The 14,229-nt window shown below is 38.9% G+C and carries 15 protein-coding genes; 8 read left to right on the forward strand and 7 right to left on the reverse strand.

The genetic code is table 11. From position 1 onward, the window contains the following. Positions 1–20 precede the first annotated feature (20 nt). Complete coding sequence (locus AB7942_RS12220) at positions 21–929, reverse strand: LysR family transcriptional regulator (RefSeq protein ID WP_335439087.1); 909 nt, start codon at positions 927–929, stop codon at positions 21–23. 124 nt (positions 930–1,053) lie between these two features. Here AB7942_RS12220 and AB7942_RS12225 point away from each other — a divergent pair, with 124 nt between their 5' ends. Then, positions 1,054–3,054, forward strand: a complete 2,001-nt coding sequence (locus AB7942_RS12225; protein WP_369447054.1) for a YhgE/Pip family protein — start codon at positions 1,054–1,056, stop codon at positions 3,052–3,054. Between the two features lie 44 nt (positions 3,055–3,098). Here the strand turns inward: AB7942_RS12225 and AB7942_RS12230 are convergent, their stop codons facing one another. Together AB7942_RS12230 and AB7942_RS12235 are read right to left on the reverse strand one after the other, a co-directional pair. Next, entirely contained in the window at positions 3,099–3,476 is a 378-nt protein-coding gene (locus AB7942_RS12230) for an ArsR/SmtB family transcription factor (protein WP_369447055.1), read from the reverse strand. Continuing rightward, positions 3,477–3,902, reverse strand: a complete 426-nt coding sequence (locus AB7942_RS12235) for an SRPBCC family protein (RefSeq protein ID WP_168245371.1) — start codon at positions 3,900–3,902, stop codon at positions 3,477–3,479. Positions 3,903–4,189: 287 nt separating this feature from the next. Between AB7942_RS12235 and AB7942_RS12240 the strand changes: the two genes are divergently transcribed. Further along, positions 4,190–4,936, forward strand: coding sequence for an AAA family ATPase (locus tag AB7942_RS12240; RefSeq protein WP_335439091.1), 747 nt, complete (start codon positions 4,190–4,192; stop codon positions 4,934–4,936). A gap of 192 nt (positions 4,937–5,128) precedes the next feature. On the opposite strand, the gene speD is transcribed toward AB7942_RS12240, so the two are convergent. Further along, positions 5,129–5,938, reverse strand: a complete 810-nt coding sequence (gene speD, locus AB7942_RS12245; RefSeq protein WP_369447056.1) for an adenosylmethionine decarboxylase — start codon at positions 5,936–5,938, stop codon at positions 5,129–5,131. 189 nt (positions 5,939–6,127) lie between these two features. Here speD and AB7942_RS12250 point away from each other — a divergent pair, with 189 nt between their 5' ends. Both AB7942_RS12250 and AB7942_RS12255 read left to right on the forward strand, forming a co-directional pair. Further along, positions 6,128–6,562: a Dps family protein gene (locus AB7942_RS12250; RefSeq protein WP_369447057.1), complete on the forward strand. Its 435-nt coding sequence runs from the start codon at positions 6,128–6,130 to the stop codon at positions 6,560–6,562. A 143-nt stretch (positions 6,563–6,705) separates the two neighbouring features. Next, positions 6,706–7,992: a DUF4309 domain-containing protein gene (locus tag AB7942_RS12255; RefSeq protein ID WP_369447058.1), complete on the forward strand. Its 1,287-nt coding sequence runs from the start codon at positions 6,706–6,708 to the stop codon at positions 7,990–7,992. A gap of 192 nt (positions 7,993–8,184) precedes the next feature. Here the strand turns inward: AB7942_RS12255 and AB7942_RS12260 are convergent, their stop codons facing one another. Next, positions 8,185–8,913, reverse strand: coding sequence for a 16S rRNA pseudouridine(516) synthase (locus AB7942_RS12260; RefSeq protein ID WP_369447059.1), 729 nt, complete (start codon positions 8,911–8,913; stop codon positions 8,185–8,187). Between the two features lie 19 nt (positions 8,914–8,932). Then, positions 8,933–10,543 carry a putative polysaccharide biosynthesis protein gene (locus tag AB7942_RS12265; RefSeq protein ID WP_369447060.1) on the reverse strand — a complete coding sequence of 537 codons (1,611 nt, stop codon included), beginning with the start codon at positions 10,541–10,543 and terminating at the stop codon, positions 8,933–8,935. A gap of 204 nt (positions 10,544–10,747) precedes the next feature. On the opposite strand from AB7942_RS12265, the gene AB7942_RS12270 reads away from it, so the two are divergent. Then, positions 10,748–12,022: a BaiN/RdsA family NAD(P)/FAD-dependent oxidoreductase gene (locus AB7942_RS12270; protein WP_369447103.1), complete on the forward strand. Its 1,275-nt coding sequence runs from the start codon at positions 10,748–10,750 to the stop codon at positions 12,020–12,022. A 7-nt stretch (positions 12,023–12,029) separates the two neighbouring features. On the opposite strand, the gene AB7942_RS12275 is transcribed toward AB7942_RS12270, so the two are convergent. Continuing rightward, complete coding sequence (locus AB7942_RS12275) at positions 12,030–12,215, reverse strand: sporulation protein Cse60 (RefSeq protein ID WP_088089308.1); 186 nt, start codon at positions 12,213–12,215, stop codon at positions 12,030–12,032. A 150-nt stretch (positions 12,216–12,365) separates the two neighbouring features. On the opposite strand from AB7942_RS12275, the gene AB7942_RS12280 reads away from it, so the two are divergent. From AB7942_RS12280 to AB7942_RS12290, 3 genes are read left to right on the forward strand one after another with little or no spacing between them, the layout of a single operon-like run. Continuing rightward, a complete protein-coding gene (locus tag AB7942_RS12280) occupies positions 12,366–12,773 on the forward strand; it encodes a hypothetical protein (protein WP_369447061.1) in 408 nt (135 codons plus the stop codon). Continuing rightward, positions 12,773–13,651: an FAD:protein FMN transferase gene (locus AB7942_RS12285; protein ID WP_369447062.1), complete on the forward strand. Its 879-nt coding sequence runs from the start codon at positions 12,773–12,775 to the stop codon at positions 13,649–13,651. The genes AB7942_RS12280 and AB7942_RS12285 overlap by 1 nt, the downstream gene beginning before the upstream one ends. A 7-nt stretch (positions 13,652–13,658) precedes the next feature. Continuing rightward, positions 13,659–14,180 (forward strand): ferric reductase-like transmembrane domain-containing protein, encoded by a 522-nt coding sequence (locus tag AB7942_RS12290; RefSeq protein WP_369447104.1) that lies wholly within the window; start codon positions 13,659–13,661, stop codon positions 14,178–14,180. Positions 14,181–14,229 lie beyond the last annotated feature (49 nt).

Here is a 14,229-nt window from a genome sequence, read left to right on the forward strand (position 1 = left end):
ATACAGAAAAGGCCATCAATTCACTTGCTGGCCTTTTTTGCTTTTTCAAGAGAAAGCTTTGAAAAGTACTCGATCACATACTGACGAAATTCTTGTCCCGCCTCAGATAAATATCGCCTCTTTGACCAGCCTAACCCAATGGTCCTTTGGCATTTTGGTTCAATGATTCTCAGTTTGTTCGGAAAGGGATTCGTATGATGGAGCCACGAAATTTCTGGAATAAAAGCAATCCCTAAACCTTGTTTAACTAAATCCCCTATCACCCCCGGCTCATCTCCTTCAAAAGCAATGTTTGGAACAAATCCTGCCTTACGACAAAATTCATCTGTTAAGTTTCTAAATCCGAAACCAGTATTCATACCGATAATAGGCTCGTCCTTTACTTCATTAAGAAATATTTCTTCTCTCCTCGATAAACGATGTTCTGGGGGAACAATTAAGTAGATTTCTTCAGTCATTAGCGGTTCCCAGACGATATCCGTCCCCTCAATAGGCACGGATGAAATACCAAAATCAATCTCCGCCTTTTCCAGCCGGCTTTTCATTGAGGAGGTTGACTCTAGGACTTGTTGAAATTTAATTTCGGGAAAAAGCTTTAAAAAAGAACTCAATAACTCAGGAAGGACCCTTGGAATACTGACCGCTAAAGTAATTTGTGTTTGCTTTTGATGAGCTCTTTCAGCAATTTCTCTTTTCCCTTCATTTAATTCTAAAAATATCCGATTCACTCGATCTAAAAACAGTTTCCCGTAGTCGTTTAACCGGAGCTGTCGATTTTTCCGATCAAATAATGGAACACCCAAATCTTCCTCTAATCGTGCTATGGTTTTACTTAAAGAGGGTTGGGCAATTTGAAGTTCTTCTGCGGCTTTGGTCATATGCTCAAGTCTGGCAACTGTTTGAAAATACTGTAATTGTAAAAACTCCATCAATTATGCCCCCTTATCAATAGCTTGAAAGCTACTAAATGATAACTAATTATATATTATACAATATACGTAAAAGTATTTATCATTGTGGTTATGTAAAAAACTTAAATGTAAAGGGGTCATTATGAAAGGAATTCACTTAGTATTTAGGGATTTAAAGATGATGTGGCATCATAAGCACGGAAGGATCGCCTTAGTGTTCCTATTAATCGTTCCGTTAATTTATTCTGGTTTCTTTCTTGCTGGTTACTGGAATCCCTATGGACGGTTAGATCAACTTCCTGTCGCTGTCGTCAATCTAGATCATGGATCGATGATGGATAACAAGTCGATTGAGGCAGGTCAGGAATTTGTCAAAAACTTAAAAGAAAACAAGGATCTCAAATTCTATTTCCTCTCTGCAAAGACCGCAAACCAAGGATTGAAAGACGGGAAATATTATATGGTGTTGACGATTCCAAAAGATTTTTCACAAAAAGTTAGTACATTAATGGATGAACATCCCGAGCAGGCAAAACTAAATTTTAAAATAAATCCAGGAAAAAACTTTGTTGCCTCACAAATTAGTACGACCGCAACGGAAGAAATGAAGACAAAAATAGCAGCTAGCATCACGAAATCCTACGCAGATGGCGTATTTTCAAAGTTTGTTGAATTAGCAGACGGCTTACGTGATGCCGGCGATGGTGCGTCAAAAATTAATCAAGGAACAATCGATGCTAAGAATGGAATGATCCAGCTGTCAGATGGTGTCGACCGCTTAAATGATGGTGCAAAAAAGTTAGAGGATGGGAGTCATCGGCTTTCAAACGGTCAACAAAAATTGACTCATGGGCTTGCCGGTTTAAAAGAGGGCTCACTAGCACTTTCTAATGGCATGGAAAAGCTTTCTGAAGGTCATGCAAGTGTAGAAGTTGGGATGGAACAATTAACGGAAGGCATGCAATCTTTGGCTTTGAATAGTGAAAGGTTATCTCAAGGTCAAGCAGGGGTGAAAAATACGACAGATGAATTATCGAAAGCAGTAGAACTATTTTTACAAAATCACCCTGATATGAAAAATGATCCTACCTTCCAACAAATTGCTGCCATGTCAACCGGCCTATCAAAAGCAGCTGATTCATTGAGAAGTGGTCAAGTCCAACTTGCTCAAGGGGCAAACAAATTAGTTCAAGGACAAACAAAAGTCCAAGATGGTATGACAAAGCTTGGCGATAAAATGGCTGATGCTGCCACCGGGGCAAACAAATTATCTGAGGGAACCGTACAATTTTCCAATGGTTTCGTTCAATGGAAAATTGGTTTTTCCTCTATAAATAATGGAATAGTTGATTTAGCAAACGGTGGAAGTAAATTAGATAACGGCACCAAGCAGTTAGTAGATGGTTTGGATCAATTGAGCGTTGGTTCCGACGAGTTAGCCACAAAATTAAATGATGCTGCTATGCAAACGTCTAGTATCCATAATAATAACCAATTAACCTCGATGTTCTCAGAACCAGTCAAATTAGTAGAATCGGATTTATCTGAGGTTCCGAATTATGGGACTGGAATTACCCCCTATTTTCTATCTTTAGCATTTTATGTAGGTGGAATAATGGCAGCTAACATCCTTCCATTAGGGCGCAGACAGGATCTTAAGGTTAATGGAACAGAGCATTTTATTAATAAACTCGGACTTAAGTACTCAATCGCATTAATACAAGTGTTATTTGTCGATTTGGTAGTCCTTTTCGGATTCAAAGTACATGTGGTAAGTGTTCCCTTGTTTATTGTATCCAGTGTCATTGTCTCCTTAACCTTCATGACGGTCATCCTTATGTTAGTGACATTGTTTGGCGTTGCAGGGAAATTTATGGCTGTCACACTATTGGTTTTACAATTAGCTACATGTGGTGGAACATTCCCGGGTGAATTGAGTAATCCTATCCTAAGCAAGATCGGTAATGTTTTACCAATGGCCCATTCATTACGGAGCTTCCAAGATGTTATCTCCCTAGGGGATTGGGCCCAACTACAACAGCAAATACTAATCTTACTTTTCTACCTAGTAATAGCGGGAGGTATTGGATGGGTGACAAGTCATCTGCAACATTCCAAGACTGCCGTGGAGACCTCTCATTAAAAACTAAAAAAGTGATACCCAATATTTACATGGGTATCACTTTTTTAATCTTTTTTGTCTTCTGGCTTTTCAGTTGCCGGATGGAGATGTTTGATTTCCTTTACATCTGGCTCAACAAATAGCCGAAGTGCTGAGAGCTTATTTTCCCAAAATAGCTCAAAATATTGGAGCCAATCCTTTAGTTCGTTTAAAGGCTCCGGCTCAAGCTTGTACCTTGTTTCCCTGCCCGCTTTCCGTTCCTTAACCAGCCCGGCATCAGCTAATACACGTAAATGCTTGGACACAGCGGTTCGGCTTATCGGAAAGTGTTCACTTATCGCCGTGACAGGCATCTCTTCCTTGCTAAGAAGTTTTAACAGCTTGCGCCTTGTTGGATCAGCGATTGCTTGAAAAACATCATGCTTTGCCGATGAAGCCGCCATTTATGCCTCAACATATGCTTGCAATTTTTTCACAAGACCTGCCCAGCCCTGATTCATGTTATCGCGGATCGGAGTATGAGGAGCACCGAATTCTGTAACTTTGTTAGCGTCCCAGCCACCATGGATAAGAGTTAACTCTGTTTTATCATCCAGTTCTTTTAATTCAAAAGTTAGTGTCCAATCTTTTCCCCAATTAAATGAAAGTTTGTTAGGCGGATCGACATGTGTTACCTTACATGGCGACATACCAAATTGCGCTGCATTTAAGTGAAATTCATGACCCTCAACTGGTTGAAGGTCATTAGGCATGAACCACGCACCCAGACCTTCTGCTGTAGCTACTGCATCCCATACTTTAGCAATTGGAGCATTGTAAACGACTGTATACTTTATATCTTCTAATGTTGCCTGTGACTCATTTCCCATTTTAATTGCCTCCTCGAATTATGCTGCGATTATCTCTTCATTACGAAACCATTTGGTTTCACATCAAGACTATATAACACCATTTGGTTGCACGTCAAGCATTTCTTTTTTAAAAAGAAAAGCGGTGACTTCACATTAAGTAAAGTCACCGTAATTTTCATTCAATATACTTTCATCCCATAATTATTACAAATCAATATATAGGATAAGCAGTAAAAATATGCTATCTTTTAATATTAATCAATCTGCTAACTTTCCTTATTAAAATAAAAATTGGGGTAATAAATATGATAAATACTCAATATTTACGAAGAATTAATCTGAAAAGAGATGAAATTCCTTCTTTTAATAAATATCCCTTTAACCTGCCCAGTTTGCGAGGCTTAGACGAACTAGCTTTTCATCCGAATGTTACTTTCCTGATTGGGGAGAACGGCATGGGTAAATCCACCTTGCTTGAAGCGATTGCTGTAGCAGTTGGTTTTAATCCAGAGGGAGGGTCCTTTAATTTTAATTTTTCAACCTATGATTCACATTCTCCCCTTGCAGACTATCTCAAAGTAATAAAGGGTATCGAAAAACCTAAGGATGGATTTTTTCTGCGCGCTGAAAGTTTTTATAATGTTGCTTCTAATATTGAGGAGCTGGATAAAGGAGGCGGCGGGAGAAGGGTCATTGAATCATTCGGAGGTGTTTCCCTGCATGAACAGTCGCATGGTGAGGCCTTCTTTGCCACGTTTCTTCATCGGTTTGGCGGTAATGGGATATACATTTTAGATGAACCAGAAGCAGCCCTCTCCCCACTGCGGCAGATGTCGATGCTGACAAGGATTCATGATTTGGTGAAAGAGAACTCCCAATTTATTATTGCTACCCATTCGCCAATCATTATGGCTTATCCTGATGCAAAAATCTTTGAATTTACGGAAGAAGGAATTATTGAAAATACACTCGAGGAAACGAATCATTATCGGATTATGAAACAATTTTTTGATGATAAAAATAGAATGCTGCATCATCTGTTAGATGATTAAAATTTGACTTTGAAAGACTGGTTTCTCAATCACCATTCGTTCCAGTCACGTAGACACCTTCTACGTGACCCTATCCTTGGTTAGACTCCTGTTTCGGGCACGTAGACCCCTTCTACGTGACCCTATTCATAATTATGACTCTGTTCCAGTTACGTAGATCCTTAATTAATGACTTTTCCTTGGGCTCCATTGCTATTGGATAATATTTTTCCCATAAAAGATTTCATCCATTTCAATCTTTAATCGCTCCGTAATCTCAATATGTTCATCAGGGGAAAGCTTATCTTTTGTATATCCAAACAAATAGTTATTTAAGTCGAAATCACGCAGCTTGCATTTTGTGTGAAAAATATGTTCTTGATAGACATTAACGTCAATCATATCGAATAATTCGCCAACATCATCAGGGATGTAATTCTGAATCGAATTTATTTCATGGTCAATAAAGAGCTTATGCCCTGTCTTATCCCTTGTAAAACCGCGGACCCGGTAATCAATTGTCATCACATCTGTTTCAAATGATCGGATTAAATAATGAAGGGCCTTAAGGGGCGAAATTTCCCCGCATGTCGAAACATCAATATCTGCCCGAAATGTGCTTATTCCTTCATCAGGGTGGAATTCCGGATATGTATGAACCGTGATATGACTCTTATCTAACTGAATCACCACAGATTCCGGCAGCGGTCCCGGAGATTCCTCGAAGGATTCAGACGGCGCATTCGCAACTGGACCCTCAGATACCAATAGAGTCACGCTCGCCCCGGCTGGTTCAAAGTCCTGACTCGCCACATTTAACACATGGGCACCGATTATATCTGATACATGGGTTAAAATTTTTTGCAGCCTGTCTGCACTGTATTGTTCATCTATATACTTCAGATAGGCTTCACGTTCTTCCCTCGTTTTTGTAAAACAAATATCATACATATTAAAGCTTAACGATTTCGTCAAGTTATTAAAGCCGTGTAACTCAATAGCCTGCTCGTGTGTAAGTCTCATGACAGTTCCCCCTTAAAATTAAGGTATCCTTTGCAAGTAAATATTATTAAGATACCCAGAGTTCTACCTAGTTACTAATTTTTTATAAAATGTTCCCCTTTCTTAATTATAATTATTATCATTTAATATTTACTTTTAAATAATATATGATATAATTAATTCAGATAAGAAATTAGGAGGAATGCTAAAATGACCGTTGAACAAGTAATCAACCACCAAATTGCAAACTGGAATATACTATATACTAAATTACATCGATTTCACTGGTATGTGAAAGGTCCTCACTTCTTTACCTTACATGCCAAATTCGAAGAATTATATGAGGAAGCAGCAACGACAATTGATGAGTTTGCTGAGCAATTATTAACCATTGGCGGCAGTCCCATTTCTACCCTTAAAGAATATCTTCAACTTGCAACCATTGAAGAAACCAGTGAAACATTAACTGCTGAAGAAATGGTTCAGACAATCGTCCATGACTTTTCCTTAATCATTGATGAATTAAAAGCTGGGATGGAAGTTGCTGAACAAAACAATGACGAGGTAACCAGTGATATGTTTTTAGGCCTAATCGGCAAACTCAATAAACATAACTGGATGTTACAATCTTTCCTACAGGCTTAATTGAAAATAAACGTTAAATCTAGGACAAGCTGATTGCTTGTCTTTTTTTTCATGCGATTGAGTTGAATTTTCCCAAAATTGAATGTCTTTGCTATTATTAAATCAAGTATAGATCAAATAAATTATGGGAGGTGAAACCCCTAATGAAGTTGTTAACACCTATCTTGACGGTCATTTTCTCTTTGTCTACCCTATTAACTGCTTGTGATTCGGAACAGCTGCATCCAAGTAATAATGTACAGCAAAAGCAAAATGGCCTACAGCCTAAGGAAATAAACCAATCCTATTTAAAAAAGCTTGATAATATTAAGGATTTGGCTCAAAAAGGAATGGTGAAGGATTGTCCATTTAATGCGCTTGATCGCACAATCCAACAAGTTAACTCTGAATGGGGTGAACCCGACAAGGTTGATCAGGCAGGTTCTGGCACCTATGCCACCTATGACAATAAAAACATCGTTTTAGGCTATAACAAGGCAGGAGAAATTTTCGACGTTCGTTCCTATGATGCTGACCTCAAAGAAATTACAGACAAGATGGTGGTCAGATCATTCGGGCAGCCTAAGGAAATACGAGACAATAATAATGAAAATATTTATGTTTATGAATTGAAGCAGGAAATTCAGCTTAAGTTGATTTTTCCGAAAAGTAGTAATGTGATAGATCATATTTCTGTTTTTAACCCAAAAAGATCTACCATCACAGCATCAAATAGCGAATACATCCTTGATATAAAAGGAAGCTCCAATCAGTTATCAGAATCAGCTTGGGCTTCGATGCAAAAATGGCGGAAAGATATCGTCCTCTTTGCTAAAAATCAAAAGAGTGTTTATATTAATGGCCCTGATAAAAAACAGGTGGCCCTAACGTTTGATGATGGACCTGATGAAGTAATCACACCGGCAATCATTGAGATTTTGGCAAACCACCATGTAAAAGGAAACTTCTTTTTTATTGGCAGTAAGGTTAATAAGCATCCTGATGTTGTAAAGGATGCCTTTAAAAATGGAAACTTAGTCTTAAGCCATAGCTTTAATCATGTAGAATTAACCAAATTAGGCAAAAACGCTACTAGACTCGAAATTGATCAAGCTGGGAAAGCAATTAAATCAGTTATTGGCAAGGAGCCGGCTATCCTTCGTACACCATATGGAGATACAAATGTACAGGTGGCAGAGGTTGCAAAACAAGAGGGCTATTCCATTGTCCTCTGGTCGATTGATACCCTTGATTGGTCCCAAATGGATTCAAAAAATATCATTCGCAATGTGATCGATAATCTTCGAAACGGTGACATTATCTTAATGCACTCCGATTCCGATAAGAGTGAGACCAAAAAAGCCTTACCACTCCTTATAGAAGAATTGCAAAAAAGAAATGTTGAAATTGTCGATTTAGAAACAATGTTAGATGTGAAGGCCTATCAATAATCAACCATATATCAGAATATGGATTCGCTGATTCAACAAGGAAATTCGCTGATTGGATTCATAAATTCGCTGATTGAACTTATTAAAGGCAAGAAAATTCCATATTTACGCTTTAATAACGTTATTTCATAGTGAAATATTTATTAAAAGGAAAAAGCAGCTATTTTTTTAGCTGCTTTTTCCATTTTAAGATTATTTCACTTGATATCCTCGCAATAATTCTACTTCTTCGTCTGTCAGTTCCCGGTATTCACCTAACTCCAGTGTCTCATCCAACGGCAAGGGGCCCATTGTAATCCGCTGAAGATAAACCACTCTTTTACCAACAGCTTCAAACATTCTTTTCACTTGATGAAATTTACCTTCCGTGATGGTTAGCTCAATGTCAGAACGGATACCGGATTTTATTATTTTCAACTCACCTGGCTTTGTTTCGTAGCCATCATCCAAGGTTACTCCATTAGCAAAGGCCACGACATCATTTTCCGTTACTTCACCATCAATGACAGCAAAATACGTTTTCGGAACATGCTTTTTCGGTGAAAGTAATCTGTGTGCCAACTGACCGTCATTGGTGATCAGCAGTAAACCTTCTGTGTCCTTATCCAATCTGCCAACAGGAAACGGTTCATAGACCTGGTCCTCGAGCTCTAATAAATCGATAACCGTTTCGGTAGTGCTATCTTCTGTCGCTGATAATACCCCTTGCGGCTTGTTCATCATCAAATAGATAAATTCTTTGTATTCAATAACCTCACCATTTAAAGTCACGGTTTGTTTGGACGTATCCACATGCTGTTTTGCATCCTTGACTACCACATCATCAACCTTGACCGCACTACTTTTTAAAAGCTGCTTCACTTCTTTCCGGCTGCCAAAGCCAAGATTAGCTAGCATTTTATCAATTCTCAACTGTCCCATCTCCTTTTTAAGAAGATTTTTAAAATCTTAACCTTAGTTTTTGCTTGATTCGATCGACCCTGTCACCAAATAAACGGTTCACTAATCCTGATTTCAGGCCTAAGTAAAAATAGATGACGGCGCCCATTCCGGCACTTATCACGATAAGCAGGACGGATTGACCCTTTGATGCAGGAGAAAGGAATAGTAATAGTAATTTATAAACAATTTCTGTTCCTGCCCACATCAATCCTGCGAAGATGATAATCAATAAACTCCTCCGCCATACCAACCGGAAACGATAGCCGGAGAATGTCTTAATCACAATTAAATTAATGACAATCGCTGCCGTATAACCAAGCGCTGTGGCGAGAACGGCCCCTCTAGTTTCAAACATTTTAATTAATGGAATGTTTAGAGCAAATTTTATTAATAAACCCACAAGCAAGCTTAAGATGGTAAAGCGCTGTTCGTTAATTCCCTGCAATATGGCTGCTGTGACAGAATAGAGGGAAAAAAGAATCGCAACAGGTGCATAGGCGCCTAATACTTGTGTCCCAAGATTATCATGCTCATAAAAAGCTGTGTAAACCGGTTCGGCCAATAACGAAAGCCCGATAGCAGCCGGTAATGTTAAATAGAGCAAAACTTGAAAGGTTTGGTTTAATTGCCGGTTCATGTTTTTCTGATCATTCTCTACAAATGCCTTTGTAATACTCGGTATGAGTGTTAAGGAAAAGGCCGTTGCAAGTGATACAGGAATGATGACAATTTTATGTGACTCGAAATTTAATATACCAAAGGCCGCATCAGCCATCTGCTTTGCATTGCCCATTGCGGACATCGCCCGGTTGAAGGTAATTTGATCGATAAATTGAAATAACGGATTTGCAATTCCGACAAAAACGAAGGGCGCTGCGTATAAAAGAATTTCTTTATAGATTTCCTTTAGAGAAATATGGCTGGTCCCTTTATCATGTTCAAGTAGTTCGTCCAAATAGGGTTTTCTTTTATACCAATACCAAAATAAAACAACTAATCCTCCGATAGCACCGACAAATGCTGCAAAGGTGGCAACGCTAACAGCCGAAACAATAGTGCCATGTAAAAATTTCAGGACAACATAGGCTCCTGCAAGTGTAAAAATAATTCGTACGATTTGTTCGACGACCTGTGAAACAGCCGATGGTCCCATCGATTGATGTCCCTGAAAGTAACCCCTGATTAAACTCATAATAGGCACAACGATCAATGCAAAACTAACAGCCCGAATAACCGTCGTAACATTGGCCAGTTGTCCTTCACCAGGATGACTTAATTCAGCTAACATAGGTGCAGCGGAATACATCACTAAGAATGCCACAAACCCAGTCAACAACATTACCACTATTCCCGATTTAAACAGCTTTCGGCCAACAGCATACTCTTCAAGTGCATTATATTTTGCAATGAATTTTGAAACAGCCAACGGTACACCAGCCGTTGCAATACTGATAAAAATGGTATATGGGACATATGAAAATGAATAAAGCTGCGTCCCGTGTTTCCCGACAATTTGATAAAACGGAATAACATAAATTAATCCGATAACCTTAGATAATATTGTTCCAAACGTTAAAATAAATGTTCCTCTTAAAAGCTTTGACTGCATAGAATCCCTTCCTACCCGAAGAAATACGTGCGCTTCTTCACAAATAATTCGACTTTTTTTGCACACTATTAGTAGTTTACAACTTCTTTCTCTCAGACGCTACTAACAACCAAATGAAATTTATGAAAAAATAGGCACAGTCGTTTTATTTTGATGATAAATGTTTATAATGGAGTGACGGATAAATATAAAGTTGGTGTAAATATGGATTATGATGTAATCGTCATCGGCGGCGGCCCTTCAGGGTTAATGGCGGCCATTGCAGCTGGTGAAAAAGGCGCAAAAGTACTTTTAATTGATAAAGGAGACAAGCTCGGCAGAAAGTTAGCTATTTCCGGAGGTGGTCGCTGTAATGTGACGAATCGCCTGCCAATCGAGGAAATCATCAAGCACCTGCCGGGGAACGGTAAGTTTTTATATAGTGCCTTTTCAATCTTTAGTAATGAAGATATTATTAAGTTCTTTGAAAAATTAGGTATCGAATTAAAGGAAGAGGATCACGGGCGGATGTTCCCCGTTTCCAATAAGGCTCAATCTGTCGTTGACGCCCTATTAAATCAGTTAGAAAAGCTTCGTGTCAGGATTTTCAAAAATAGCCCTGTAGAGGACCTTTTCTATGAAAATGGAACTGTTTCTGCCGTCTTGTTGAAAGATGGTCAAAAATTATCAGCTAAATCGATCGTGATTGCCGTTGGGGGAAAATCAGTTCCACATACCGGTTCAACTGGTGATGGGTATGCCTGGGCGAAGAAAGCAGGTCATACGATTACGGATTTATTTCCAACTGAAGTCCCTGTCACCTCTAGCGAACCATTTATTAAAAATAAAGCCCTACAAGGTTTATCACTAAGAGACATTGACCTAAGTGTTTTGAATCCGAAAGGTAAGCCGATTATCTCGCACCGAATGGATATGATTTTTACCCATTTTGGAATCAGCGGACCTGCCGTGCTGCGCTGCAGTCAGTTCGTAGTCAAAGCTATGAAAAAGTGGAATTTAAAAGAAGTAACCATGAGCCTTGATGCCTTACCAGACAAAAAAGAGGAGGAAGTTTTTCAAGAAATTCTAGCGCTTGTAAAAAGTGAGCCTAAGAAAAGCATTAAAAACACGCTAAAAGGGCTAGTCCCTGAACGATATCTTCTATTTCTATTAGAACATAATGGGATTGACCCATCCGAGCAAGGTGGCACGATTTCCAATGAAAAAATTCGTAGTTTTTCAAAGAGCTGCAAGCAATTCCTGATAAAAGTAAATGGCACCTTGCCTCTTGAAAAAGCTTTTGTCACTGGCGGTGGAGTGTCTGTTAAAGAAATCGAGCCACAAACGATGGGCTCAAAATTAATGAACGGTTTATATTTTTGCGGTGAAATCCTTGATGTTCACGGTTATACAGGAGGGTATAATATTACCTCTGCCCTTGTAACTGGAAGATTAGCAGGTACCAATGCAGCCCTGTCTGCAAAAAACAAAAAGGTCTGACTATTTGTCAGGCCTTGTAAATAATCATCGCGGAAAAACAATAAATCTGCTCCTCTTCTTCTTCCTCCGGCATTGCTGCCACATTATATTTAATATCCAGCAGGCTTGTTTCATCCAGCCCTTTCAAAAAACGATTCATTTCCTTTTCTAAATCCTTCTCATGCTCCCGATCAAACAATTTAACCTGTATCACTTTTCTCTCTCCCTCTCTTTTTTACTACCATTATTAACAACTTATCTGAATTTTAAAAATAAGCAGACTGAAAAATTAAGGTTATTTTAAGATTCAACTTGTAAACTCCTTTTTAGAAAGACAGTTTCACCTATAGAAAGGAGCATTAAAATGGATAAAAAACAAAAAATCTCTTGGGGCGTTAGTTTTGGGAGTTTAGCATTAGTAGCTGGAATGGTATCATTTCTTGGTCTATCAAATGGCGATCAAGCGAGCAACCAAGTGGCACTTACTCAAGGGCAATCCTCAAATAATTCTAATCAGCAATCACAGGATGGCTTTAATACACAACAACGTACTGACCATGGCAGCGGTTTTGATCAATCCTTTGATGGCGGTAACTCATCACAATACAATCAAAATGATGATTCTAACAATAATTTTGATTCTAGTGATCAGTACTCGAATAATAATGATCAATTCAATGGAAACAGTAATCAACAGGATCAATTCTCAAATGGCGGCGGACCTGGAATGGGACAACAAAGCGGCTTTGACACGACTACAGGTGGAACCTGATGTTTACCTACCGGTTTCCTTCAATGAGTACAATTGTTCAAATCTCTATTAGTCAAGAGTTGTTTGCTAACGATTTAATGCCTATCTACAAGCTATTTGAATTGATAGAGGATACGTGCAGCCGTTTTCGTTCTGATAGTGAACTGTCACGATTAAATCAACATGTTGATAAAGAAGTCATCGTTAGCAGTGAGATGTTTTCAATACTATCAGACGCTCTTCGATTTTTTGAAGAAACGGAAGGTATTTTTAATCCTAGCATTCTATCGTCGCTTGAAAACCACGGCTATTCAAAATCGATTGAAATGATAAAGGGGAAAGAGTTAGCAGTAACTCCTCCTTCATCAATGGCTGCGATAAGTTCGCTACCTTTTATACTAAACGAAAGTAAACGGTCCGTAACCCTATTATCAAAAATCGATCTTGGGGGAATGGCCAAGGGCTGGGTAATTGATCGTGCCGCACTGCTTTTAGATAGGTTGGGCTATGGCTTTATCAACGTGGGTGGTGATATCCGCATTTTCGGCACATTGCCACGAACATTAAATATCGGGATCGAGAGTCCATTTGCCGAAACAACGATGATTTCTTCGATTCAGGTTCAAAATGGTGCGCTTGCGACGTCCACAACCATGAAAAGAACATGGCGGATGAACGGGGAGTGGACGCATCATTTGATTGATACTCGAACAGGAAACCCTAGTAAAAGTAAGATTGTATCGGCAACAGTGACAGCCCCAACTGCTTTGGAAGCTGACGTTTGGGCAAAAACCGTTCTTTTACTTGGTAAACAGGCTGGTCAAGAGTGGATAAATAGAAAAGGTGTCCAGGCTGTGTTAATTACTAAAGACGGAGATATTTGGAGAGGAGGAGAGTAACTTGGAAATGTTTGAATGGTATATGATCCGTGCTACAGGTTTGGTAGCTTACCTTTTACTTTACTTGTCTGTCATCATAGGACTATACTCTCAAGTTCAGAAAAAGCGAAAGCAAAAGGTCACTGCTTCCCTATTTTTGCATGAATCACTGTCTAATTGGACCCTTTATCTTGTCCTTGGCCACGTAGGATTTTTACTAATCGATTCATATATCTCGTTACAATGGGTAGAAGTACTCATACCGTTTAATACGGACTATAAGCCCTGGCCAATGGCGCTGGGCGCACTTTCCCTTTATTTCTTAATTATGACGATCGTTACATCCAAAGCACGAAAAAAAATCGGCTATCAAAAATGGCGGAAATTACACGCATTGAATCCGGTCCTATATATATTTGTTACGATACACGGTTTATTGATTGGTACAGATATTCAAGCGGCTGTGCTTGCGGGAGTCAATATCCTGCCGCTTATCCTTTTAGGAGGTATGTTGATGAGAGATAGACCTAAGGCAGGGATTACTCACTAACAAAGAAAAGCGCTTATTTTCATAAAAAAACCGATTCCATGGTGGAATC

The sequence above is a fragment of the Neobacillus sp. BF23-41 genome (genome assembly GCF_041106275.1).

What these genes read in the sequence shown, in the direction of transcription:
- AB7942_RS12220 (WP_335439087.1), bottom strand. Translation starts at nt 929, where the DNA reads ATGGAGTTTTTACAATTACAGTATTTTCAAACAGTTGCCAGACTTGAG.
- AB7942_RS12225 (WP_369447054.1), top strand. Translation starts at nt 1,054, where the DNA reads ATGAAAGGAATTCACTTAGTATTTAGGGATTTAAAGATGATGTGGCAT.
- AB7942_RS12230 (WP_369447055.1), bottom strand. Translation starts at nt 3,476, where the DNA reads ATGGCGGCTTCATCGGCAAAGCATGATGTTTTTCAAGCAATCGCTGAT.
- AB7942_RS12235 (WP_168245371.1), bottom strand. Translation starts at nt 3,902, where the DNA reads ATGGGAAATGAGTCACAGGCAACATTAGAAGATATAAAGTATACAGTC.
- AB7942_RS12240 (WP_335439091.1), top strand. Translation starts at nt 4,190, where the DNA reads ATGATAAATACTCAATATTTACGAAGAATTAATCTGAAAAGAGATGAA.
- speD (WP_369447056.1), bottom strand. Translation starts at nt 5,938, where the DNA reads ATGAGACTTACACACGAGCAGGCTATTGAGTTACACGGCTTTAATAAC.
- AB7942_RS12250 (WP_369447057.1), top strand. Translation starts at nt 6,128, where the DNA reads ATGACCGTTGAACAAGTAATCAACCACCAAATTGCAAACTGGAATATA.
- AB7942_RS12255 (WP_369447058.1), top strand. Translation starts at nt 6,706, where the DNA reads ATGAAGTTGTTAACACCTATCTTGACGGTCATTTTCTCTTTGTCTACC.
- AB7942_RS12260 (WP_369447059.1), bottom strand. Translation starts at nt 8,913, where the DNA reads ATGGGACAGTTGAGAATTGATAAAATGCTAGCTAATCTTGGCTTTGGC.
- AB7942_RS12265 (WP_369447060.1), bottom strand. Translation starts at nt 10,543, where the DNA reads ATGCAGTCAAAGCTTTTAAGAGGAACATTTATTTTAACGTTTGGAACA.
- AB7942_RS12270 (WP_369447103.1), top strand. Translation starts at nt 10,748, where the DNA reads ATGGATTATGATGTAATCGTCATCGGCGGCGGCCCTTCAGGGTTAATG.
- AB7942_RS12280 (WP_369447061.1), top strand. Translation starts at nt 12,366, where the DNA reads ATGGATAAAAAACAAAAAATCTCTTGGGGCGTTAGTTTTGGGAGTTTA.
- AB7942_RS12285 (WP_369447062.1), top strand. Translation starts at nt 12,773, where the DNA reads ATGTTTACCTACCGGTTTCCTTCAATGAGTACAATTGTTCAAATCTCT.
- AB7942_RS12290 (WP_369447104.1), top strand. Translation starts at nt 13,659, where the DNA reads ATGTTTGAATGGTATATGATCCGTGCTACAGGTTTGGTAGCTTACCTT.